Source organism: Ruegeria sp. CL3 (genome assembly GCF_056536505.1).
The window spans coordinates 64,945-86,310 of record NZ_JBQFPT010000007.1 but is presented as its reverse complement, the minus strand read 5'-3'; the positions used below and the strand labels follow the sequence as shown (position 1 = coordinate 86,310).

At 52.8% G+C, this 21,366-nt stretch carries 22 protein-coding genes, 1 tRNA gene and 1 riboswitch; of the genes, 11 read left to right on the top strand and 12 right to left on the bottom strand.

Features of this window, described 5'->3' with window-relative positions; genetic code table 11:
- Positions 1-30: 30 nt before the first annotated feature.
- A complete protein-coding gene (locus ACR0NO_RS12010) occupies positions 31-600 on the bottom strand; it encodes a cobalamin biosynthesis protein CobQ (protein ID WP_480724099.1) in 570 nt (189 codons plus the stop codon).
- 60 nt (positions 601-660) lie between these two features.
- Between ACR0NO_RS12010 and ACR0NO_RS12005 the strand changes: the two genes are divergently transcribed.
- Positions 661-2,118, top strand: coding sequence for a cobyric acid synthase (locus tag ACR0NO_RS12005; RefSeq protein WP_480724098.1), 1,458 nt, complete (start codon positions 661-663; stop codon positions 2,116-2,118).
- A 4-nt stretch (positions 2,119-2,122) separates the two neighbouring features.
- Here ACR0NO_RS12005 and ACR0NO_RS12000 read toward each other — a convergent pair whose 3' ends face one another.
- The 3 genes from ACR0NO_RS12000 to ACR0NO_RS11990 all read right to left on the bottom strand — a co-directional run bounded on the left by ACR0NO_RS12000 (position 2,123) and on the right by ACR0NO_RS11990 (position 5,131).
- Positions 2,123-2,893 (bottom strand): hypothetical protein, encoded by a 771-nt coding sequence (locus ACR0NO_RS12000; RefSeq protein ID WP_480724097.1) that lies wholly within the window; start codon positions 2,891-2,893, stop codon positions 2,123-2,125.
- Between the two features lie 71 nt (positions 2,894-2,964).
- Positions 2,965-4,383, bottom strand: a complete 1,419-nt coding sequence (locus tag ACR0NO_RS11995) for a TolC family outer membrane protein (protein ID WP_170676596.1) — start codon at positions 4,381-4,383, stop codon at positions 2,965-2,967.
- Positions 4,384-4,477: 94 nt separating this feature from the next.
- On the bottom strand, positions 4,478-5,131 hold the full coding sequence (locus tag ACR0NO_RS11990) for a protein-L-isoaspartate O-methyltransferase family protein (protein ID WP_480724096.1): 654 nt from the start codon (positions 5,129-5,131) through the stop codon (positions 4,478-4,480).
- Between the two features lie 221 nt (positions 5,132-5,352).
- Here ACR0NO_RS11990 and ACR0NO_RS11985 point away from each other — a divergent pair.
- From ACR0NO_RS11985 to ACR0NO_RS11975, 3 genes are all read left to right on the top strand, one after another.
- A tRNA-Cys gene (locus tag ACR0NO_RS11985) sits at positions 5,353-5,426 on the top strand.
- 163 nt (positions 5,427-5,589) lie between these two features.
- Positions 5,590-7,011, top strand: a complete 1,422-nt coding sequence (locus ACR0NO_RS11980) for a tyrosine-type recombinase/integrase (RefSeq protein ID WP_480724095.1) — start codon at positions 5,590-5,592, stop codon at positions 7,009-7,011.
- A 349-nt stretch (positions 7,012-7,360) separates the two neighbouring features.
- Positions 7,361-8,089 (top strand): reverse transcriptase domain-containing protein, encoded by a 729-nt coding sequence (locus tag ACR0NO_RS11975; RefSeq protein ID WP_480724094.1) that lies wholly within the window; start codon positions 7,361-7,363, stop codon positions 8,087-8,089.
- 47 nt (positions 8,090-8,136) lie between these two features.
- Here the strand turns inward: ACR0NO_RS11975 and ACR0NO_RS11970 are convergent, their stop codons facing one another.
- Positions 8,137-8,559, bottom strand: a complete 423-nt coding sequence (locus ACR0NO_RS11970) for a hypothetical protein (RefSeq protein ID WP_480724093.1) — start codon at positions 8,557-8,559, stop codon at positions 8,137-8,139.
- 75 nt (positions 8,560-8,634) lie between these two features.
- Positions 8,635-9,387, bottom strand: a complete 753-nt coding sequence (locus tag ACR0NO_RS11965; protein ID WP_480724092.1) for a hypothetical protein — start codon at positions 9,385-9,387, stop codon at positions 8,635-8,637.
- A 116-nt stretch (positions 9,388-9,503) separates the two neighbouring features.
- Between ACR0NO_RS11965 and ACR0NO_RS11960 the strand changes: the two genes are divergently transcribed.
- The 5 genes from ACR0NO_RS11960 to ACR0NO_RS11940 all read left to right on the top strand — a co-directional run bounded on the left by ACR0NO_RS11960 (position 9,504) and on the right by ACR0NO_RS11940 (position 13,141).
- The gene (locus ACR0NO_RS11960) at positions 9,504-10,322 is read left to right on the top strand and encodes a hypothetical protein (RefSeq protein WP_480724091.1); all 819 of its coding nucleotides are present in this window, start codon (positions 9,504-9,506) and stop codon (positions 10,320-10,322) included.
- A gap of 12 nt (positions 10,323-10,334) precedes the next feature.
- A complete protein-coding gene (locus tag ACR0NO_RS11955) occupies positions 10,335-11,012 on the top strand; it encodes an AAA family ATPase (protein ID WP_480724090.1) in 678 nt (225 codons plus the stop codon).
- A 142-nt stretch (positions 11,013-11,154) separates the two neighbouring features.
- Positions 11,155-11,451 (top strand): hypothetical protein, encoded by a 297-nt coding sequence (locus tag ACR0NO_RS11950; RefSeq protein WP_480724089.1) that lies wholly within the window; start codon positions 11,155-11,157, stop codon positions 11,449-11,451.
- A gap of 642 nt (positions 11,452-12,093) precedes the next feature.
- Positions 12,094-12,432 (top strand): DUF6626 family protein, encoded by a 339-nt coding sequence (locus tag ACR0NO_RS11945; protein ID WP_480724088.1) that lies wholly within the window; start codon positions 12,094-12,096, stop codon positions 12,430-12,432.
- Positions 12,433-12,568: 136 nt separating this feature from the next.
- A complete protein-coding gene (locus ACR0NO_RS11940; protein WP_480724087.1) occupies positions 12,569-13,141 on the top strand; it encodes a tyrosine-type recombinase/integrase in 573 nt (190 codons plus the stop codon).
- Between the two features lie 20 nt (positions 13,142-13,161).
- Here ACR0NO_RS11940 and ACR0NO_RS11935 read toward each other — a convergent pair whose 3' ends face one another.
- The 6 genes from ACR0NO_RS11935 to ACR0NO_RS11910 all read right to left on the bottom strand — a co-directional run bounded on the left by ACR0NO_RS11935 (position 13,162) and on the right by ACR0NO_RS11910 (position 19,616).
- Positions 13,162-14,451: a DNA cytosine methyltransferase gene (locus tag ACR0NO_RS11935; protein WP_480724086.1), complete on the bottom strand. Its 1,290-nt coding sequence runs from the start codon at positions 14,449-14,451 to the stop codon at positions 13,162-13,164.
- The gene (locus tag ACR0NO_RS11930; protein WP_480724085.1) at positions 14,451-15,191 is read right to left on the bottom strand and encodes a DUF6339 family protein; all 741 of its coding nucleotides are present in this window, start codon (positions 15,189-15,191) and stop codon (positions 14,451-14,453) included. The genes ACR0NO_RS11935 and ACR0NO_RS11930 overlap by 1 nt, the downstream gene beginning before the upstream one ends.
- Positions 15,188-16,168 carry a hypothetical protein gene (locus ACR0NO_RS11925; protein ID WP_480724084.1) on the bottom strand — a complete coding sequence of 327 codons (981 nt, stop codon included), beginning with the start codon at positions 16,166-16,168 and terminating at the stop codon, positions 15,188-15,190. Before ACR0NO_RS11925 ends, ACR0NO_RS11930 begins: the two co-directional genes overlap by 4 nt.
- On the bottom strand, positions 16,158-17,957 hold the full coding sequence (locus ACR0NO_RS11920) for a hypothetical protein (protein ID WP_480724083.1): 1,800 nt from the start codon (positions 17,955-17,957) through the stop codon (positions 16,158-16,160). Before ACR0NO_RS11920 ends, ACR0NO_RS11925 begins: the two co-directional genes overlap by 11 nt.
- Before the next feature lie 19 nt (positions 17,958-17,976).
- Positions 17,977-18,387, bottom strand: a complete 411-nt coding sequence (locus ACR0NO_RS11915) for a hypothetical protein (RefSeq protein ID WP_480724082.1) — start codon at positions 18,385-18,387, stop codon at positions 17,977-17,979.
- Positions 18,388-18,545: 158 nt separating this feature from the next.
- Complete coding sequence (locus ACR0NO_RS11910) at positions 18,546-19,616, bottom strand: NAD(P)-dependent oxidoreductase (protein WP_480702732.1); 1,071 nt, start codon at positions 19,614-19,616, stop codon at positions 18,546-18,548.
- Positions 19,617-19,642: 26 nt separating this feature from the next.
- Positions 19,643-19,846, top strand: a riboswitch (cobalamin riboswitch).
- 83 nt (positions 19,847-19,929) lie between these two features.
- On the opposite strand from ACR0NO_RS11910, the gene ACR0NO_RS11905 reads away from it, so the two are divergent.
- On the top strand, positions 19,930-20,310 hold the full coding sequence (locus ACR0NO_RS11905) for a DUF1636 domain-containing protein (protein WP_170465764.1): 381 nt from the start codon (positions 19,930-19,932) through the stop codon (positions 20,308-20,310).
- Positions 20,307-21,362, top strand: coding sequence for a cobalamin biosynthesis protein CobW (gene cobW / locus ACR0NO_RS11900; protein WP_480724081.1), 1,056 nt, complete (start codon positions 20,307-20,309; stop codon positions 21,360-21,362). The genes ACR0NO_RS11905 and cobW overlap by 4 nt, the downstream gene beginning before the upstream one ends.
- Positions 21,363-21,366: the final 4 nt, after the last annotated feature.

Sequence of the window (21,366 nt, the reverse complement as noted above, 5' to 3'; positions counted from 1 at the left end):
ACTTTGGGGCGCGTTTTTCTTTGGCTCTGCCTAGAAGAACAGAACCCATTGCCGTGCGACCCAGATCTCGGCCGCCAGCAGCAGCGCGAAGAAGAGCTTTGCGGACAACGAAAGCCCCCTGCTCCAAAGCACGACATAAGAGCCGACGCATAGCGCGATTGACACCGGCATAACCCAAATCGAGTGATGCGACGTGTCCCAATAGCTGACCGGGCTGTGAAAGACCCAATCGCTCAGTGGCCAGAAGTGGGGGCGCCCGTCCCCCGCATGCAGCCCGAAATCCATCATTATATGCAATAGCCCTGCCGATGCCGCGACCGTCAGGACTCGCCATCCCCGCCAGTGCCCCAGCGCCAGTGCCAGCCCCCACAGGATGAACGAGTTGTCGATTGCGAAAACCGTCTGCCATTGCGGTGAAAAATAGAGTTCATCGAACACCACATGGGGTGGAATGTTCAGAACATGCAGCGACGCCCCCGCCATCAGGTAGAGCGACAGGTCCGGCAACAGCGAGCCCAGCACAGCTGCCCAAAGTATGCGCCCGCGTGCAGGCCGCGCAAAGGCGGCTGCACCGATCAAAAGATGCGCGGGTGTGTTCATCTGGGGCTTTCCCTTTGGCGTCAAATCAGGTCATTTGCCCCCAACGTATAGGAGACGCCCATGGTTCGCGCCATCATGATTCAAGGCACCGGCAGCAATGTCGGCAAATCGGTTCTGGTTGCGGGACTGGCGCGGGCGTTCACGCGGCGCGGCCTGAAGGTCGCTCCGTTCAAGCCGCAGAACATGTCGAACAACGCGGCTGTGACAGAAAACGGAGGCGAGATCGGGCGCGCACAGGCCCTGCAGGCGCGTGCGGCCAAACGCCCGACGCATACGGATATGAACCCGATCCTGCTCAAGCCCGAAACGGACACCGGCGCGCAGATAATCGTTCAGGGGCAGCGTGCCGGAACCATGAAAGCGGGCGACTATCGCAAGGACAAATCCAAACTGCTGGGGGCCGCGCTGGAAAGCTTTGACCGGCTTTGCGGCGACGCTGATCTGGTCCTGATCGAGGGCGCGGGCAGCCCGGCTGAGACCAACCTGCGCAAAGGTGACATCGCCAATATGGGCTTTGCTTGCGCTGCCGGGGTTCCAGTGGTGCTGGTGGGCGACATCCATCGGGGCGGCGTGATTGCGCAGATCGTGGGCACTCAGGCCGTGCTGGACGAGGGCGATCTGGCGATGATCCGTGGCTTTGCCGTCAACCGCTTCAAAGGCGATGTATCTCTGTTTGATGAAGGGCGCGATGATATCGCCGCGCGGACCGGCTGGCCGTGCCTGGGCGTTGTGCCGTGGTTCCACGACGCCTGGAAACTACCCGCCGAGGATATGATGGACATCCGCTCTCATACCGGTGGGGCCTGCAAGGTTGTGGTGCCTCAGCTGGAGCGTATGGCCAATTTCGACGATCTGGACCCGCTTTCGGCTGAGCCCGGCGTCAGTGTCGAGATCATTCCTGCAGGCCGCCCCCTGCCCGGTGATGCCGATCTTGTGCTGTTACCCGGCAGCAAATCGACCATCGGTGATCTGACCTATTTCCGGAAGCAGGGCTGGGATATCGACCTCTACGCACATGTGCGCCGTGGTGGTCATGTGCTGGGTCTTTGTGGCGGATATCAGATGCTGGGGAAAACGATATCAGACCCCGAAGGCGTTGATGGCCGCCCCGGCACGGTTGAGGGGCTCGGGCTGCTGGACGTTGACACGGTCATGGCGGGCAAGAAACACGTGACCCTGACCGAGGCTTGCGCCCTGCCAAATCGCGAACCCGTCAGCGGCTACGAGATTCACATGGGCCGCACCGAAGGGCCCGATTGCGCACGTGCCTGGCTTGAGGTGCAAGGACGCCCTGAAGGAGCAGCCAGTGCCAATGGGCGCATTCTGGGCAGCTATCTGCATGGGATTTTCTCATCCGATGCCTTCCGTGCGCAGTACCTGTCGGGTTTGGATGTCACCTCCGAGACCGCATACGAAGACGGAGTCGAACAGGCGCTGGATGATCTGGCAGACCATCTTGAACAGCATATGGATCTGGATCTGCTGCTGGAGCTTGCTCAGACGCCGCAACGGGGCTGAGCTTCTATTCCAGCTCTTTGGCAGTCAGCGCGCGGTGAATCTCACGCCGGACCATCTTGCGGACATTGCGGGTGATGCGTTCCCCCAATGCGCCCTGAAGCTCGGACCGAACAACTTCGGCGATCATCTCACGCAGAGCTTCTTCCTCGGACGCAGACAAACCGATCTCGTCCTCGATCACTTCCTCAGACGCGTCGTCTTCCACTGGGTCTGCTTTAGAAGTGTCCCCATGCCGAACGAATGTGGCCGGTTCTTCTGTCGCGGCATCCGTCTCGCCTGAGGGCGCATCCACACCCTCGGCATCCTCTTTTTCAAAGGTGGGCGCAGGTATCCAATGCAGCGCCTTCGAGGGCGTGCCGGAATACGCGTCGTCGCTGTCTCCGTCCGGCTCCCATTGGTCCTCGGTTCGCGCGATGGCGGCCTCAAGGGCTTCAATCTTGGCACTAAGGCTGCCAGATAGGTTTTCCGACGTGGTCTCGTCGCCGACCTCCTCAGCACCATCGTGATTGGCTGCTTCGCCCGGCTGAACAATATCACAGGCCCGCAGGAGCATCGGCTTGGCCGAATCCTCGGGACTGTATTTGGGTTCCAGTTTCAGGGGTTCGGATTTTGGCGCGTCTCCAACGCGCAGCGCGTCCGTCAAGACCAATCTGCCCGGCTTGCGTGGAGCGGTCGCAGTATCGGCATCCGACACTTTGCGACCGTCTTCGCTCACCAGACGTTTTACCGACGACAGTACATCCTCGATACCTGAGGTCGTGACGCTATCCGACATTGTTCTCTACCGCTCTATTCTTGAGACTAAGTGTAGCCAAACACGTCGGGCGTCACAACCAGTAGTATAGATCAGTCCCGCCGCAACGCTTTGAGAACGCGATCCAGATCCTTGCTTTGCTTGCTGACCTGCGCCGGAGCCTTTTTGACCAGATTGTAGTACAGCGTCGGGTCATAGATCTGCACCGCAAGCCCCAGACGTTCAGCCGTCAGAAGACCTTGCGCCTGCAGCAGCTGGTATGCCGCCAAGGACCGTTCGGTGCGCGAGGCGACCTCGGCCAATTGCGCGTCCAGAAGATCCTGTTGAGCGGTCAGCACGTCCAGCGTGGTTCGCGCGCCTAGCGTTGCCTCTTCGCGAATCCCGTCAAAGGCCACTTGCGAGGCGCGAACCCGCTCGGTCGAGGCCGTCAGGCTAGCCGTTGCCGTTTGGAACCGCACAAAGGCGTCTGTCACGCCCTGAGTGATGTTCTTCTGCACGTTCAGCAGATTGGCCCGCGACGAATCCCGGGTCGCCATCGCCCGGCGCACGTTGGCCGCAAGACGACCGCCCGCATAGATCGGCTGGTTGAAGTTCAGCGAAACCGTGGCGTCGTTGATGTAATCATCATTGTCATATCGCTGCGTCACACCCGCATCCGCGTTCAGGCTGACATTGGGCCCAAGGTTGGCACGTTGCTGCTGCACGATCAAATCCAGCGCCCGCACCTGGTGCTGGGCCGATAGAATCGCCGGGTGATTGCGCTGTGCGAGGCTGATTGCCTCGGATTGCGAGCGTGGGAGATTCGGAAGCCCCGGCTGCCCAGCCGTACGCCCCGGCAACTTGCCGACCGCATTAACATACTCGGCCTGAGCAGTGCTGAGATCCCCTTTGGCATCCGCAAGATCCGCGCGCGAACTGGCCAGCTGAGCCTCGGAAAGAGCCACGTCAGTCCGTGTGACTTCGCCCACTTCGAAGCGGTCGTTCGAGGCCCGAAGTTCCTCGCTCGACAGATCGACGTTGTTTTGCCGAATCTGAACCGTTTCCTCCTGCAGCAGGACGCTCAGATACGCGGTTGCGGCCCGGAAAAGAACTTGCTGTTCGATATCAATCAGCGACTGACGCGTAGACAGAACCGTTTCTTGTGCAGACTGCTTGCCCAGCACCGATGCCCCGCCATCATACAGAAGCTGGCTGAGTGTCAGACCCGAGAAGAAGCGCGACGGGTCGGTGCTTGTTCTGACCGAGTCAGTTCTTGTTCTGGTGTAATCCTGACTGACCTGAACCGTCCAGTTGATGATCGGGCGCAGCGCGGAAAGCGCAATTGCCACGTCTTCATCCGCTGCCCGCAACAGGGCTCGGTTCTGTTCCAGCAGACCGCTGGTGTTATACGCTCCGATGAACGCATCTGTCAGATTGTCAGCCCAGACGGCCCGTCCGGGAACAGTACTCAGGGCAATGGCCGCAGTCACTGCAAGCGCTTTGACCAGCTTTCCCGCTGTCTTTCCACGCATACCAAATCCTCTCAAATCGAAATTACGCTGCCTCTCCGGCAGTTTGCGTCTTTATGTTCAACTAATCAAGGTGGTGGAAACAACAGTCAGCGGACTATAGCGAAAATGCACACTCTTGGGAAAAACCGTCCAAAACCAGCGCACTGGCGTTGAAGGCATCCCGCCAACTGACCACACCACCGGCCTTGTGACCGATGCGAACAGTACCCAGTTGCCCATCCACAAACAGACAGGCGATCCGGCCCTGATCCTTCAATTGGTCCAGTACCGTGTCTGGCACCTGTTCGACACCGCCTTGTATCATAATCACGTCATAAGGGCCATGTTCGGCCGCTCCCTCTTCCAGAGGGCCAACATGAATGACGGCATTGTCGACGTTTTCTTCGGTCAGCACGCTTTGCGCCTCAGAGGCAAGATGTTCGTCAGATTCGACACCAACCACCAGCTGCGCCATCCGCGCGGCAACAGCGGTCGAATAACCATAGGCCGACGCGATATCCAGGACCATTTCGTCATTCGAGATATTCAGCGCATCCAACATCTTGGCTAGAGTGCGCGGCTCAAGAATGCAGCGATTATTGCCCAGATCGATCAACCCTTCGACATAGGCCGCTTCGCGCTGTGCCGTTGGCACAAAGCTTTCACGCGGAACGGAAAGCATCGCGTCAATGATTGGAAACTTGGTCACATCCGAGGGTCGTACCTGCGTATCAACCATGGTGCGGCGCCGGGCTGCGAAATCTGACATCTGATCTCTCTTTTCAATCCCTTGGATAATTGGCTTGTGCCACACTCGACCTGTCTCGACAACGGCCCAGATGCCGCAAGCCTTGTTCACGATCCGTTTAAACCGGCCGCCCACAAATATTGATTTGCTGCCCAAAATCGGCGCCAATCCTCTGGACGCCTCCGATGAAAGCTGTTAAAACGCCCACCACACCACGGCAAGTATTTGATTTTACTTGAAAAGGCGAGTTGGCGGAGTGGTGACGCAGCGGATTGCAAATCCGTGTACACCGGTTCGATTCCGGTACTCGCCTCCACAACATCTTGTAAAATCCGCCAAATCAACGCCCACCAACACAAGATATAGTCGCGTAGTCTTCGTGCACAATTCGTACACAGTCCGCGTGCAGATTCGACTGCATTTTGAGACCTTTTGCCGTATACTGAGAAAAAACAGGCAACTAGGCGAAGCAGCACGCGATGAGCTACGGCGTTACCACTGTAAATGTGCACAAAAAACTGAAGCTGGATAAGCGCCAGGGCAGCGAAAACTGGTACGTGCGGCTGACTTTGGACAACGGCAAACGTGTTGTGAAAAGCACAAAGACAGACGACTTGGAGGAAGCCAAAGAACGCGCAATCGAATTGTACCACGAGACTAAAGCGCGCATCAAAAACCACCTCCCTGCTCAAACCCGCAAATTTAAGCATGTAGCTGAGTATGCGATGGCGCGAATGCAGCGCGAACTTGATGAGGGTGGTGGCAAGCAAGCTTACAAGGATTACTTCTCAGCGCTGCGTATTTGGCTCATCCCGTACTTTGGCAATACGGATGTAGCAAAGATAGATTTGGCTGCGCTGACGGCTTTTGACGCGTGGCGTACTGAGACGAACAAAAAACCGTTCTCACAAAGCGGCATCAATAATCACAATGCAGCGCTGAACAGAGTTTTAGACGAAGCAGAACTGCATGGCTGGATCGTAAAATCCATGCGCCCTACCCTTCTTAACAAAGGCGTCAAAAGCGAAAGCAGAGGCAGCTTCACGGACGCAGAGTACAAGAAGATTTATACGGCGCTGCGCAGCTGGCATAAAAAGACGAAAGACAAGAAAGCTATCGCGACACGCGAAGTGTTGCGAAACTACGTGCTGTTTTTGGCAAACACTGGCGTGCGACATGGCACTGAGGCTTTGCGGCTACGTTGGCGCAACATTGAATGGCAGGAGAATAACGGCGAGCGCTATTTGGTGGTGAATGTAGACGGAAAAACGCGAAAGAGAAGCGCAGTGGCGCGAGACACTGTGGAAGGCTACTTGGACAGGCAAAGTAAGCTGAACCCTGCTCTCAGCTACGACAGCTTCGCTCAGCTCATCGCAGCCACAAATGACGCGCATGTATTCACCACGCGCTTGGGCGCTGTTGCCAACATCGCTAGCTTAAACCGCGCATTTAACGCACTGCTCGACGACTTGAGATTGAAGGTTGGCGCTGATGGCAAATCGCGTACTCTGTACAGCTTACGGCATTATTATGCGACGCGGGATTTGAAGCGCGGCATCAGCACACACGCTTTGAGCAAACAAATGGGCAACAGCACAGCGATGTTGGACAAGCACTACAGCAAGTACAGCCCATTGCTAAACGCTGAAATTCACAGCGGACGTGACATGCGAAAAAGCCCAAAGAAAGAAGTAACAGCAAACAGCAGCGGTGTGGTGGAAACGGCGTTCAACATGCTTGCAGCGGGCAAACTAGATGAAACTGAGCTGCTGGCGGCTTTGGGCGTTGAACGACAGGACTACGCTGTGACAGAAGAAATCGCTATGAAAGCGCTGGCGGCAAAGAACGAAGACTTGATAGAGGGCGGTACACTACTGCGGATACTCAACGGGCGGCACTAAATTGGTTGGATTTTGCCCTTGCGTTCAACTTCAACGCGATCTAGGTTCCGAGCGTCAACGGCGATAGCCCGCAGCTTACATTGGCTAATACCTTGAGTAACCTTATGGATTAACTTGAGTATTAGTTTTCAGGAACAACTTTAGTTTTTGTTTCCTCTGGTTGACAGCTTCGTGTGAATGAAGCTGTAGGTTGCCGTTGGATATACATGAAGGAGAGTTACGATGAACGAAAAATCCAAACTCACTCGCCTTGCTTACAAGCTGCGTTTGTGGCTCCCAGTCATCTACTGGCTGGTTGTCATTTTCATTAAAATCGCAGACTTCGTAAGCAAGGTTGTCAACTATGTCCGTGAAATTCGAAAACTACACCCATTCTTTCAGGTTAAACGGGAAACCAGTTTTTGCTCCATCTGAGCTTGGACGAAAAATTGGTGAGGACGTAAAGAAACGTGTCGAAGCTGCACATACTTTCCCAAGTTATTACTTTCACCTTCGCCGCGGTGGTCATGTTGCAGCTATCCATGCACACCGCGCTAACAACTACTTCTGCAAGATTGATATAGAAAACTTCTTTTATTCTATTGCGCGAAATCGAGTAGCGCGAAGCTTGCGTAGAATAGGCGTAGCGAGGTCAGCGCACTATTCGCGATGGTCGACAGTGAAAAACCCTTACGGAGACCCCGGCTACGCGCTCCCATATGGCTTCGTTCAATCCCCAATTTTATCAACGTTAGTGCTTGAACACTCTACCGTCGGTTCAGCACTTGAGCAGATGCCGCTAGAGGTCACAGCCGCAGTCTATGTTGATGATATTTCGCTATCGTCAAACAATATTGAGAGCCTAAGCGCCGCCTTTAGCATTTTAACTGAAGCAGTCGAATTAGCAGGACTAAAAACCAATAATTCAAAAAGCGTTGCTCCATGCCGTGACATGCTGGTTTTTAACTGCGGTTTAAAGTTTGGAAAAACTTGTGTGGCGCCTGAAAGAGTTTCTACGTTTTACAGCGTAGAACGCGGACCATTGAGCGTAGCTGGGTTTGAGCGATACTGCGACAGTGTCAAAAAAGGCAATTATTGAGATCAAAAAGGGCGGCAATCCAACCGCCCTAAAAATTATGCGACGTCTTACTTTGCCTTCTTGCGCTGTGTTGCCTTTGCAATCGCCACGTCAAGTTCGCCAGCTTCCGTCGCCGCCTTCAACGTGCTCAATACGCCAGCGACGTCTTTCAACGCTTTCACAAAAACCGCGTTTCCGTTGCCAATCAACAGTGCTTTGTTTCCGTACTTGCACTGCACATACCAGCCGCCGTCCTGTTCAAAGAACCACGGACGTACTTTGCGCAGCTTATCCACCAGCACCTTTTCGCCCTGCTCATTCTTGATCCATGTCTTGCGCGTCACCTCATAGCTTTCGCCCTTCGCCGCAGCAGCCGCCACGTTCATCTGCTCTTCGATTGCGGCGACGAGTTTGCGGCGACGCAAATGAGCAGGGTCTTGCTTGCTGGCACGGGTGACAGATTTTACGGTTAGTATGGATAGTACAGACATATCACGGCTCCTATTGTTGCCTCATATGTCTGCTACCTTCTGCGAAGAAAGCGATCTAAATCAGAAATAGAAAGGCTAGGGAAACTTGCCCTGCCCAGCGTTTTCAATCATTCGTTCAGCCTGCCTGATATAACGCGAAACGGTAGCGGACACCGTACGACGATAGTTTTCAGCCGTGTTGATTTCGTCCTTCTTTTCGCGCTCCTGCACATTTATCTTCGCACGCTTTGCCAGTTCAAAATTTCCGACCTTCTCGCCCTGCCCTAGTGCCACTTGTTTTGCATCGTATAGGTCGAAGCACTTTTTGAGAGCATCAGGCACAACGGGTTTTTCCATGCTGTAGCGCGCCTTGCTCTTGCGCACAGATTTCACAGCACGGGCGGCTTCAGGCTTGAGGTGTTTTTTCAGTATGTTGTTCAAGCGCCATTCAATGTGTTTCCGCTGCGCATCCAGCGGGATGTTCACAAGCAGACGCTGCGGGTCCGCGATTGCGCCCTCCGCCATGTCCAAGTCTTTTACAATCGAAACGCTTTTGCCTGGTAATACAGGTTCCGCGAAGAGATAGGCACCGCGCGTCTCAAGCGTGATAACACGTTCGCGCCACCAGCCACAAAATGCGAAATAGCGATTACCTTCGTAACGCACGTCACCGAAGTCCTCGTAGACCTGCTCAAAACCGCCGTCACTGCGTTCGCTGGCTTTTTCGTATTTCTCATTCAGCGTCAGCGCATACCACCACCAGTAATAAGGCGATGATTCGACTTTGAAGGGCACCGGATCTTTGTAGCTGCCAAAAGTGGGGTGTTGTGAGATAAAATATCGCCTCATGTGTTAACAACCATTGAGATTATCAATCCTTGCTCGAAGTTAACAACAGCTACCTAAGATACAACTTAGTCATCGCTTGTAAGAAATCGTAATTGCTAAAACAGAAAGGAAAAGCAATGACTAAGAACATTGACATCAAAAACTCCACCCTCGCCGCATTCCAGAAGCGTGTTAACACGCTTTTCGCAGATCGTGAAGAATGGCAGAATACTTTGTACGCAACTGCAAACCAGCGCCTGTATGAACTGCTTGGCGACATTTACACGATCTACTTGGACGCCAAAGACGGCAATGACGTTGATGCCGACAAATACGACTGGCTGCTGGGCGAAGTCCAAAAGCGCAATATCTCAACTGCCAAAACTCCCACCTTCATTCAGCTTGTCACCAAGTATGTATTCAGCGACAGCGATACAGATAGCCGCCGCGTCAATTCATACGCTCGCGTTCTGAGCTGCGCAGCCCAAGAAGGCGTTGGGACAGGCAACGCAATTGCGAGCTTTATTACTGACCGTGGCGGCATCGAAGAAATCCGTTCGGCACTCGCCAAAAACACCAAAACGCCAAAACAGCGCGCCGTTGAAGGTCGCAAAATTGCTAATGCCGCCAACAACATCGTTGAAGTTGCCTGCGAAGAAATCTCGCAATACGCGACGGATGCGGCGGGACAGTATGTTGTGCTTGTTGGGACGCTAAATGCACGTGGCAACGTTGAAGTAAAGCACGTTGTTTTCGAAGACGAAGTTAGCAAAGAGCGTATCCCAGGCAAAACTGTAGTTTCTGGCGCTCTGTCAAATCTCTACAACACCAAAGCAAAAGCGGCGAAGAAAACTGCTAAGCGCGAGGCTGAGGAAGCGGCTGCTGATGAACAAAACAGCGCTTTTAACAAGCGTGTTCGCGATGAACAGCGCGAAAACGAAAAGCAAGCGGCATAAGGAGCGACGACAATGACAAACACTGCGCCTCAATCTACCGCCGAAATGGTCTTCGCAAACAGCACCGTTGAAAACCAAATCAATGCGCTCATCACAGGCGGCTATCCCTTTCCTGCAAGCGGCAAAACTGCCCTTTGCCTTTACGGAACATATGGCACTGGCAAGACAACTTATTCAGACATCTTTTGTCGCGAATTCGAGCAAGCAAAAAGCGGTGAGGAAATCGAAGTCTTCCCAAAACTAATTTCCTGCCAAAAAACTGAAAGCATCAGGGAGATTTTGAAGACATGCGCGGCACAGACAAAGTTTGTGTCATACAACGCAAGCTCGCTGCACTACTTCATTTTCGACGAAGTGGACAACCTGACTGACGATGCACAGCGCGCGTTGAAAGCGTTCCTTAACACCCCTAATATCGTTTGTGTTTTGACCACAAACTACTTGGACAAACTGGACAAAGGGCTACTAAGCCGTTGCGTAAAAATCAATTTTAACGCCGCCGACCCAAAACGTATCCGCGCTCGTGTACAGCACATCTTGCACAATGAAGGGAAGCAACTGAGCGCAGACGAAATTGACGAAATCATCAGAACCAGCGACGGCAGTTGGCGCGAAATTGTGCCTAATGCGAGGATGCTGGCTCAACCCACGACACACCCGCCAAGCTCACCCTTGCGCATTGTTAAATGACCAAAAAGCCTCAGCTTCGCTGGGGCTTTTTAAGTTCAAGAGAACTGTCAAAAACGTGTTAACACGCTTTCCCTTTCTGTCAGCTAACAGAGCTTTCAAAACTCCTTAGCTCGCTAAAGCTAAATACGAGTGGGAGAACGAGATGAAATTAGATGACCTTAAAAGTTCGCTTCAACGCTTACAAACTTCACGTCGCGCCAACAGCAACGCGGAGCGGCTGGCGATTGCAGGTGCGCTCTTGGACTTAACCAGCCAATACATCCAGCAGCTTAGTACGGACTTGAACGAAAGCGGTGCGACGACCCAACGGCGCAAAGCGAAAGGGCGAGAAACAGCTACAGACCCCAAGCCACCTGTCAAACCCGTGCGTGTTGCAGAGCCGTCAAAACCCAAAAAGCCAAAATACTCAGGAAATCACGCGCCGTCTGCGCGCAGATAATAAATAACTTTAACAGGCTAAGGCATATGCCGCCTGCTCCAAAAAATTGACCACAAGGTTGGCACGCCAGTCGTAATCGTGCTGTGAACCCGTTCTGTTGTGTGACGGTAAGCAATCGCATTGTCAGTTATGCGCTTCAACAGTCTACCCTGCCATCGCGCGCAGGATGCCTAAAGCACACCGCCATCGCGGAACCGTGTTTACTGCTGTCGTAATGGTTGTAGCGCAGTGATGCGTGAATTTTAGTGAGACGGAACGACAAGCTGCATTGCAGTACCCGTCATCGCGCTGGATCAGCTTCGCTACACCAGCCCCAGCGCGTGCGTTGAAGCCCAGTAAAGAGATGATCGCAAAACCTGCTCTTCCCATGTGGTTTGGTGCGTGTAGCCAAAAACGCGACAGGAAAAGTTGCGCCAATAGATCACGCCGAGGAAAGGCTTGATCTATTGGCTCTAGGAAAAGCCTCATTCATGCAGACAATGCTTCAAGCAACATTCCGAAAGCATAGCTCTGCCCAAAATACTGCTGATGCGGCAAATGTGAAGCGGCAGCGAAGCGATTTGCTGTAGCGGCTGCTGATGCGAAGCAGCAGCAAAAAACAATGGCAAAGATGCCAACACATTCGACTTAAGGAGATTTCAAATGTCATTGATGGAACGAATTTATACAGAACTGCAAAAGCATTCGTTTGTACAAACTGCCGAGCAGTTCAGCATGGACTGGTGCTGGCGTAGCAAAAGTTGGTTCGCTGTTCAAAAAACCAAGCAAAGCGACTTCTCAGTCCCGACCGCAATCAATTGCCTGAACAAAACAAAGGTCAAAATCGCCTTTGCACATATGAGCCGCAAAAAGCTGGGCAGCATCGCAGACAGCGATCTTCAAATTCTGAATGGGATAAAAGAGGAACTAGAAACCTACCTGCTTGAGCATCACAAGATTGCGGCGGTTGCAAGCGACGACACGTTACCAGCGAAATATTAGGTTTTATACAATCTATAACATATTCACTGAACTGCCATTGATTACAAAGTCTTAGCTTACCCGCCTTTTTCGATCGATTGGCAAAATGTGTGGTTTTACCATGAACTACAGTGAAACCACACATTTAGGATGAGATATGAAACAGGCAAAACTACTGACAAAAGTAGAACAGAAACGCGTTTATGCAGTCTTAGATGCTCATCGCTACAGCGCCCGCAACCGCGCCATATTCGCATTCAGCTTTTTTGCTGGAATGCGCGCTTGTGAAATTGCAGCGCTGCGTGTTGGTGATGTGTTTGAAGATGAAGGTAGGGTACGTGACACGATCTACCTAACGGCGGATCAGACGAAAGGCGACAACGCAGCAACAGTGCTGGTAAGCAAGCGTCTGGGCAAGACGTTAACGACATACGCAGCAAAACACCCGCGCCACGTCCACAACCAAGATGCTTCGCTTTTCTTCAGCGCAAAGGGCGGCGGGTTCAGCGCACAGACAATCATCAACCTTTTTGCGCGCTTCTACAAACTGGCTGGCATCAAGGGTGCAAGCTCGCACAGTGGTCGTCGTCAGTTCCTGACTGAGCTGGCTGACAAAGGCATCAATGCACGCGTGATCCAAGCCCTCGCGCGCCACAAGCACCTCAACACAACAATGCGTTACATAGACCTGAACGAGAATAAGTTACGAAACGCGATTGAATTGCTTTAGCCCGTTTGCATTCGGAGAATCTATTCAAGATGCCCGATGAGAGACGCCAGCAGTGGGTAGGCAAGTAACGGCGGCACCGCGTCGCCAACAATCTTTTGAAAATGTGCCCGTTTCAGGTCTGCCTCTATCGCAGGCACCCAATACTTGTCTGGGAAGCCTTGTAGTCGTCCTGCCTCTCGAATGTTTATGACGCGCCGCTCGTGAGGGTGTATGTAGCGCCCCCTTCCTGGCGACCCAAAGCCGGTTGTTATTGTGGTCATAGGTTGATCACCACGGATCCTGCCATAAACCGACGGGTAAGTATGCTCATCTTGATGGCATTGAGGTCTTTCGCCATTGGGTAATTCAAATAGATCGTTTTCATGCAGGAAATTAACACGCGCTTTGTTCTCCTCAGACAACTGCCCATTCGCCTCAATCATGGATAGTTCTGGATCCAGACCCGGCATATCCGAGCAGATCGTATCAAAGGAAATGCGATCCACCATAAACCGTTCAAGTGACGGACCTAATGTGGGGCGCGATTTATTGCTTGCGACAAGAAAATGCCGAGACCTTGTTTGGGCAGTGCCGAAATCCGCGGCGTTCACTACAGTATCTTCTACTTGATAACCATTAGCCTCAAAAATTCGACGCGCTAGAGGAACGACCTCTTCTTTGGCGTTATTAATACTTGGTACATTTTCAATAATGACGTGAGGAACGTTTAACGCGACAGCAAATGCCGGCATTATCAGATACAGAAGATTACGGCTGTCAAATCGACGAGTACGATTGTTGAGGTTTGAATGACCCTGACAAGGCGGTCCTCCGACTAACAGATCAACCTTCCCCTTGAACTGCGCTATCTGACTGTCGACGATTTCAGGGCTTACAACAAAGTCATCCAGATTGCCCGAAAGGTCCACGTCATAGCGAATAAGGTCTTCAACAGACTTTGCTCTGGAGACCAGCGGTCTAAATTGTCTTTTGACAAGCTCAAGGGCGTTCTTGTCTAAGTCTACAGCCGCGAGCAATCGCGATTGCCGCCCGAGAAACTGGCTAGCCTGAGTAACGCCAAGGGACAGCCCACCTCCGCCACAAAACAAGTCTATGTAGTTTAGTCGCTTTGACGGCGCGCCTGGCTCTGCTTTCACGGGTTCAGACAAACGAGACACAAAGAAATCGGCAGAAGGCTCAAGCTCTGGCTTTGTAGAGAGAACCGTTTCCCGAAACAGACGACCGTTGATCGCAATGGATCGCTCAACCACACCCGCAGTTCGTTTTATCTCGCTTAGTTCAGTTTCGGTACACGTTTCCGCCGCTAGCACTAGATTCCCTCTTCTCGCAGTCTTCCTATGAGTTGTTTACACTCAGTATAGGTAAGATGCGAGAACGTCGAGCCAGAAGTCCACGCCCGAAGCGCCGGGATCACCTTGGTTCGGAGTTCTAGAGTGCCCACTTGCACCTGCCCGTTTGCATCGTAGATGGTATCTAGGAATGCTTTCACAAACTCCCTGTCCCTTCCAAAGTCCTGCCGGAGAATGTGTGACCGCCAAACATCGCTAGAACCCCGCCGCGCATAGTGGTAAGGGTCTTCGGCTGACGCGTCGTACATCTTATGACCACGAAGCCAAGCGCGATAGAAATAAACCTCAATGATGGAACCCGGCGAAGTTATACCCCAATTCACCTGCTGCTCACTTTCAAACCGCCATTTAATGAACTGCCAAAGCGAGCCGTTACACGAAATATTGCTCAGCCAGCGCCAAAAACCTAATTGGCTCAACTGGTAAGCGGTTGCGTGATCCTTTAACGCTCTGTGAACTGGCTCCACTACGTCAGCATCAATTAAACCACCGACATTCTTTTTGTTTTTTTCGGCGTACTTGTGCCGAACGTCTAGCAAATGATCGTTGAGCTCAATTAGCTCTAAGTCTGAGAGAGATTCGTCTTCATCATCTGAGCCGACAAAATCCAAAACAAGCTCAGAAGCGTCATATGAGTCGTGATCTCGCATGGAATTCCAAGCGATAGTCGCTTGTTCATTAGTGATAACAGGCAGCTTCATGACCGACGATAACCTCCGAATTTAACACCGCTCAATGTTGCAGCAATCTTGGTAGACCTCTGGACTGCACGAGAGACACTTGAGACGACATGCAGTTGATCTAACCGGTCGCCTTTTTGATAGTCAGCTGCAAGTTCATCAAAATCCAAATTTATGCTCCTGAACAACTCAAGCATCTTCTCATGAAGCGATCCTTCTAATGGCTCGTGCTCAAGTTCGGCGCACCTAAGTGTGTTTTCTGCAAGATCGGCAATAATTCTATCCACAACCATTCTTACAGACAGTTCACCAAAGTGAGAGTTGTTTTCCAGCCTCTTAAACTGTGTCTTCAAATCGTTATTTGCTTTGACTTGAAAGCACTCTGTATGTGGAGTGTCCGAAACCTGATCACTCACCCAATCAACAAAGTATAAAACGTGTTTTCTGTCCTCATGGTCTTTAAATGTTGTCCACGCGATCTCAAAAAGTGCTTCATCTACTGAAGACTTCACCACAAATGTCGACTCAGAAACAATCTGTGACTTTGACCAAATTACGCCAGCGCTTTGGCTGACGTCACTGACGCGCGAAACAAAACACCGAACAATAAATCCTCTACTGAAACCAAAATCTGAGTCGTCATGCAGATCTACTTTAAACACGCGTCGTTCAACTAAGTCGGCGGCGCTAACGCTAAGTATCGGCTTCCGGATGCCAAGCGCGATGTCTTCAAGCGTTATATGAGCCTCAAACTCTTCGGGGTCTGCATCCAGTAACTCCTTCAGCAAATTCTCAAATGGAAGAATTTCGACTGTCGGAGCGCACTCACTTTGAAAATCGAAACCAACTGCCTCTTGCTGCCTAACACCCTGCTCACTGCTTAGTTCATCTCCCGCTCCAGTAGAGAAGCGAAAAACCTCGTCAAAACTGGCAGCAAAGTTGAACAGCAAGTCCGATCGCGTGACCGAAAAGATGAGTTTTCTATCCTTAGTCGACATCAAACTCTCCGTTCTCCGCTACGCACTTGCACTGAACCACGTAATTGTGTCTTCCCGGATTGTCGAACTCCACGTCAAAATCCAGAGCCATACCTCTAGAGAAATTATAGTTGAGCGTGGGCTTGCTGCCCCCAGCCAACACTTTTCCTGTCTGATCTTTTATCAAGAAATCCATATGCTTAATTGCGACCTTCTTCGCGTCTCCCGCGAGTGAAATTGATGGGTTCAATGTCAAAGTGAATGGCGCTTCAGGAGTGTGCTCGCAGTCATGCACTTGAAGCCTCCAAACAGATTTATCTGCTTCGCGTTTCCTGTGTGTCAAATGCAGCGACACAGGGTTGTGGAATGTTTTCTTCGGCGGCGCATCGCCTTTTGTACCTGAAAGCGCACCGGTCAAAAGCCTTGCAAGCAAACCACTTTCACTTCGGCTTTCGGACACATCTGGCTGAAGGTTTCTCTGAAAATCAACAAACCGACTCTTCACAGCACTGTTCACGCGACCGACGAGTTTTTTCCCTATGCCAGGATGGTTTTGCTGAAGCCTTCTTGAATGCTCGCTCCACTCAGAATGTGCTGCATTTTCTGCAAGTTGAAGGTAAGGATAGATGTCCTCATTCGCGAGAAAGACTCCGACCGCAGGCTCATACTGGTCCCCGCCCATTTTGGCGTAGTTAATGACCATCCCGGTTCCCCGCATAATCGCAACACAGTTGCGTCGAGTTGAAACCGCTTCGTCGGGCTCGGCGGCTTCAAATGCAATGCGACCTATTCCTTTGCCCTCAACCTTATTCAAGGAGTCGACCCTTAAGGTCTCTTCCTTTGTCACTTCAGTGCTTGAGGCTTTTTTGTAGAGTCGAACAAACTGATCAAGGTCCTGACGGGTAAGAACTGATGGCACTTCAAGGTTCTCTTTCTCGTCAATAAAGCGCACCGACAAGTCTTTAGAAATTAGTGCTGGGAAGTAATAATCCTCAACAGCCTTCTTCAGCTTCTCAAGATCAAGGGAGTCCATCAGGATAAGAATGTCGGTCCCTTTAACCTTGTCATTTCGGCTCAGGTCGACTCCAAAAATCTCGGAAACATTGTCCCACATTTCTGCCGCGGCATCATCTTCATATGGAGCTGCAACGGCGCTGTCGGTACTGGATGGCGCGCCGAAATATGCAAAACCACCGTAGTTGTCGCCTTTGTATTCATGCTTTGGATAAACGCCAGCACCCATCAGACGGCGCTGCACGCCTTCGCTATCTTCGCTAGCATCAAACACAGAATGATAGATAACTGTGTTGATATTTGAACTCTTAGCGTAAGTCGTCTTGCCCAAGCCGTACGAGCCGCCCGAGTTTGCATCTTCGTCAGCCTTATCATCTAAGTTAAGAGCACAAACCAAGCGAGCAAAGTGATCTCCGCGCTCATACCTGTCCCACTTACCCCCCAAGCCGCAGGTGTTGTAATCTCGAATTAGCAACGCCGAGAGTGTCTCGCCGTTCAGAAATTCCTCTAGGCTCTTCGCAAAGAGGTTGTTTCTCTTTTCTTTTTTGAAAATCTCAAGGCGGGGCTCCAGCAAATCGCGGAACTTGAACAGCTCAAGCAGCTTCTCTTTGTTGTCACCGCTGGCGGTCAGCTTCTGAAAAACCAACTGCGTGACGCCTTTTTCTTTTCGCCCGGCATCCATTGAGTTCTGCCCACCCTCACGAGCCGCAACCTCTTCGGGAGAGAACTCTCGATGATCATATGCAGTGAGAAAGCCTCCCGTATGGATGGGGTTTTTTCCATCCATCAAGTTCATTTCCCAAACGCTTTTCAACTCACTCACCACTATCTTTTCCTCCCAGATGGAACCCGCTGTCGCCATCGCGCTTAAGACCGATTTCAAACGCCGCCTTGGCGCTTTCGGTCTCCCGCCTTATCGCTTGAAAAATCTGCCGCACGTCTTCCGGTGAGTACTCATAGTGACTCCGATTCGATAGCTTTGAAATCGAACGAAGCATCGATATTGCCTTCGTCACGCGCGCTTCCGCTAAACGCTGAAATCGATCCGACTTTGTTTCCATATCTGATCCATAACTGCTCGTGACGATCAAGATGATATGATCTGCTACGCAATTCAAGGCGTTTGTTGTAATAATCGCAAAATACGATGATATTTTCAATTTGCTATACACTGTGTTCAGCAATTGGAAACAGAACGACACTCGGAAATTGAGTGATGGAATCATGTACACATTTTTGTACACGGACTATAATTTGTGTTCTTTACCATTATTTTAATACATTTTTTTTGATATACACCTATTGCAAATCCGTGTACACCGGTTCGATTCCGGTACTCGCCTCCACATCCCCTTCCTCTAAATACCGCCTCCGGAAATCAGTTTCAGGAGGAACGCCCCTGAGGCACAACCTCGTACCCTGGTTCTTCCGGCTCATCGTCTTGCATTTCCGTAGGAAAACCCGGTGCGCGGATGTCCAAACCCGTGGCCTCTTCAAGGCGTTTGATGATGTTTGGCGACAGCTCACGCTCGCCAAACCGGGCGATGCCATCCTCAAATATCTTGATCATCACCGGATTGATTTCCAGCGGAACACCGGCGCGGTCGGCGACGTCCTGAAACAGGCCGATATCCTTTTTCACCAAATCCATCGTAAACGAAATATCGCGCGAACCGTTCAGGATCACCTGGCTTTCGGTTTCGTGCACGAACGATGTCCCCGACGAGATTTTGATGGCCTCATAGGTGGTGTTCAAATCCATCCCGGCGGCCTTGGCGGTGACCAACGCTTCAGCACAAGTGATTAGGTTGGCCGTGGCTAGATAATTGGTCAGTACCTTCAGAACCGAGGCCGAGCCGAGCTCTCCGGTGTGCAGAACGCGCCGCCCCATGGTGGTCAGGAAAGGCAAAATACGCTCGAACGTATCGCGATCGCAGCCAGCGAAGATTGAGATATTGCCCGTCGCCGCGCGGTGACAGCCACCCGAAACAGGGCAATCGACTGCGGCCCCTCCGCGCTCCAGAACCAATGCCCCCAATCGCTTGACCTCAGCCTCGTCGGTGGTGGACATCTCCATCCAAATCTTACCTGGACCAACCTCTGGCAACATCTCTTGCATCACCGCGTCCGAGGCCGCTGGCGACGGCAGGCAGGTTATCACGGCATCGCAATCGCGCATCATCTGGGCCGGGTTTTTAGCCGCTTTGGCCCCCTGCGCGACAAAACCCTCAACCAGATCGGAACTCAGGTCATGAACCGTCAGGTCGATTCCATTGCGCAGCAATGACCCTGACAGCTTGCCGCCCACATTCCCAAGCCCGATAAAACCTACTTTCATGGATTTCGCCTCCGTTTGCGATTTGAGGCCATGCGACCATGCATCAGCGCCCTGTTCATGCCGCCTAGCGACGCTGGCAGGTCGCTTTTCAACGTGCCGCAGCGGTCTGAGCTGCATCGCGCTTGACAAGCTGCGGGTGCGTGCCGCATGAGCCTCATGTTGGTGTCTGTGAGAACAGATGAAAAGGGAATGCGTCAACGGGTTTTCCGCCAAACGCAGCCGCCCCCGCGACCGTGACCGGAGAGGGTGCCCAAGCCACTGGCGCAAAGCCGGGAAGGCGGGACATCCGACAGAGGACGCCTCTGACATCCGCAAGCCGGGAGACCTGCCAGCGCCCGAAGATGAAACCGGACGGGGTGTTCCGGTGTCGGGTCAAGGGACCCGCATGAAACCCCGTCCCCCACGATGAGGATTTGGGGGGATGAGAGACATGACCGAGACCGCTCCGGTCGAATTGCTGGTTTGCACCACCTGTCGTCGCGGGCTGCCCGTTGAAGACGACGCGAAACGCCCCGGCACCCTGTTGCACAAGGCGCTTGAACAGGCGGAGCTGCCGGAAGGGATTACCCTTAAAGCCGTGGAATGCTTGTCGAACTGCAACGAGGGCTGTTCCATCGTGCTGCGCGGCGGCCCGGATCGCTGGACCTTCGTCTATGAGCACCTGAACGAAACCGACCATGTCGACGTGATCGTTGACGGCGCCACCAAGTACCTCGCGACCGAGGACGGCTTGGTCAAATGGCGTGAGCGCCCTGAACATTTCCGCAAAAACTGCGCAGCCCGCATTCCCCCGATTGGAGCCCTGAAATGAGCAACTTGGAAAAACTCCCCGTCACCGTGATCACTGGCTTCTTGGGCTCGGGCAAGACGACTCTGGTTAAACACCTGATGCAGAACCCGCAGGGCAAGCGTCTGGCCGTTGTGGTCAACGAATTTGGAGATGTTGGCGTCGATGGCGACATCCTGAAATCCTGCGCCATCCCCGATTGCCCGGCGGAAAACATCATGGAACTGGCGAACGGTTGTATCTGCTGCACCGTGGCCGACGACTTCATCCCGACTATCGAAGCCCTGATGGCGCTGGAGCCGCGCCCTGATCACATACTGATCGAAACTTCCGGCCTCGCCCTGCCTAAGCCGCTGCTGAAGGCGTTCGACTGGCCCGATATCCGATCGAAAATCACCGTCGATGGCGTGATCGCGCTGGCCGATGCCGAGGCTGTCGCCGCTGGTCGCTTTGCGCCGAATGTCGAAGCCGTGGACGCTCAGCGCCTGGCCGATGACTCGATCGACCATGAAACGCCCTTGTCCGAGGTGTTCGAGGATCAGATTTCCTGCGCCGACATCATCCTGCTGACCAAGCCTGATCTGGCCGGTCCCGAAGGCGTGGCCGAAGCGAAAAAGATCATCGCCGCCGAGGCCCCTCGCCCGCTACCCGTTGTCGAAGTGGCCGAAGGCGCCGTGGACGTCCGCGTTGTTCTTGGTCTGGAAGCGGCTGCTGAAGATGACATGGACGCCCGTCCATCGCATCACGACGGTCACCACGATCACGAGCATGACGATTTCGAAAGTATCATCGTTGATCTGCCGGAACAGTCCGACCCTGCCGATCTGGTCGCCAAGATCGAACGTCTGGCCAATGAGCTGAACATCCTGCGCGTCAAAGGCTATGCCGCTGTTCAAGGCAAACCGATGCGCCTGCTGGTGCAGGCCGTTGGTGCCCGTGTGCGTCATCAATACGATCGCCCGTGGGGACCCGGCGAAGAGCGCCGCTCGCGCATGGTGGTGATCGCCGAGCATGACGACATCAAAGAAGCAGAAATCCGCGAAATCCTCGCGGGTGTAACCGAGGCCGCCGAGTAAGACC

Excerpts from the sequence above, each read along its gene's own strand:
- ACR0NO_RS11965 (WP_480724092.1), bottom strand. The coding sequence starts at position 9,387 with ATGAGGCGATATTTTATCTCACAACACCCCACTTTTGGCAGCTACAAA.
- ACR0NO_RS11960 (WP_480724091.1), top strand. The coding sequence starts at position 9,504 with ATGACTAAGAACATTGACATCAAAAACTCCACCCTCGCCGCATTCCAG.
- ACR0NO_RS11905 (WP_170465764.1), top strand. The coding sequence starts at position 19,930 with ATGACCGAGACCGCTCCGGTCGAATTGCTGGTTTGCACCACCTGTCGT.
- ACR0NO_RS12000 (WP_480724097.1), bottom strand. The coding sequence starts at position 2,893 with ATGTCGGATAGCGTCACGACCTCAGGTATCGAGGATGTACTGTCGTCG.
- ACR0NO_RS11915 (WP_480724082.1), bottom strand. The coding sequence starts at position 18,387 with ATGATTCCATCACTCAATTTCCGAGTGTCGTTCTGTTTCCAATTGCTG.
- ACR0NO_RS11930 (WP_480724085.1), bottom strand. The coding sequence starts at position 15,191 with ATGAAGCTGCCTGTTATCACTAATGAACAAGCGACTATCGCTTGGAAT.
- ACR0NO_RS12010 (WP_480724099.1), bottom strand. The coding sequence starts at position 600 with ATGAACACACCCGCGCATCTTTTGATCGGTGCAGCCGCCTTTGCGCGG.
- ACR0NO_RS12005 (WP_480724098.1), top strand. The coding sequence starts at position 661 with ATGGTTCGCGCCATCATGATTCAAGGCACCGGCAGCAATGTCGGCAAA.
- ACR0NO_RS11940 (WP_480724087.1), top strand. The coding sequence starts at position 12,569 with ATGAAACAGGCAAAACTACTGACAAAAGTAGAACAGAAACGCGTTTAT.
- ACR0NO_RS11925 (WP_480724084.1), bottom strand. The coding sequence starts at position 16,168 with ATGTCGACTAAGGATAGAAAACTCATCTTTTCGGTCACGCGATCGGAC.
- ACR0NO_RS11910 (WP_480702732.1), bottom strand. The coding sequence starts at position 19,616 with ATGCAGCTCAGACCGCTGCGGCACGTTGAAAAGCGACCTGCCAGCGTC.
- ACR0NO_RS11955 (WP_480724090.1), top strand. The coding sequence starts at position 10,335 with ATGACAAACACTGCGCCTCAATCTACCGCCGAAATGGTCTTCGCAAAC.
- ACR0NO_RS11945 (WP_480724088.1), top strand. The coding sequence starts at position 12,094 with ATGTCATTGATGGAACGAATTTATACAGAACTGCAAAAGCATTCGTTT.
- ACR0NO_RS11990 (WP_480724096.1), bottom strand. The coding sequence starts at position 5,131 with ATGTCAGATTTCGCAGCCCGGCGCCGCACCATGGTTGATACGCAGGTA.
- ACR0NO_RS11995 (WP_170676596.1), bottom strand. The coding sequence starts at position 4,383 with ATGCGTGGAAAGACAGCGGGAAAGCTGGTCAAAGCGCTTGCAGTGACT.
- ACR0NO_RS11950 (WP_480724089.1), top strand. The coding sequence starts at position 11,155 with ATGAAATTAGATGACCTTAAAAGTTCGCTTCAACGCTTACAAACTTCA.
- ACR0NO_RS11980 (WP_480724095.1), top strand. The coding sequence starts at position 5,590 with ATGAGCTACGGCGTTACCACTGTAAATGTGCACAAAAAACTGAAGCTG.
- ACR0NO_RS11920 (WP_480724083.1), bottom strand. The coding sequence starts at position 17,957 with ATGAACTTGATGGATGGAAAAAACCCCATCCATACGGGAGGCTTTCTC.
- ACR0NO_RS11970 (WP_480724093.1), bottom strand. The coding sequence starts at position 8,559 with ATGTCTGTACTATCCATACTAACCGTAAAATCTGTCACCCGTGCCAGC.
- cobW (WP_480724081.1), top strand. The coding sequence starts at position 20,307 with ATGAGCAACTTGGAAAAACTCCCCGTCACCGTGATCACTGGCTTCTTG.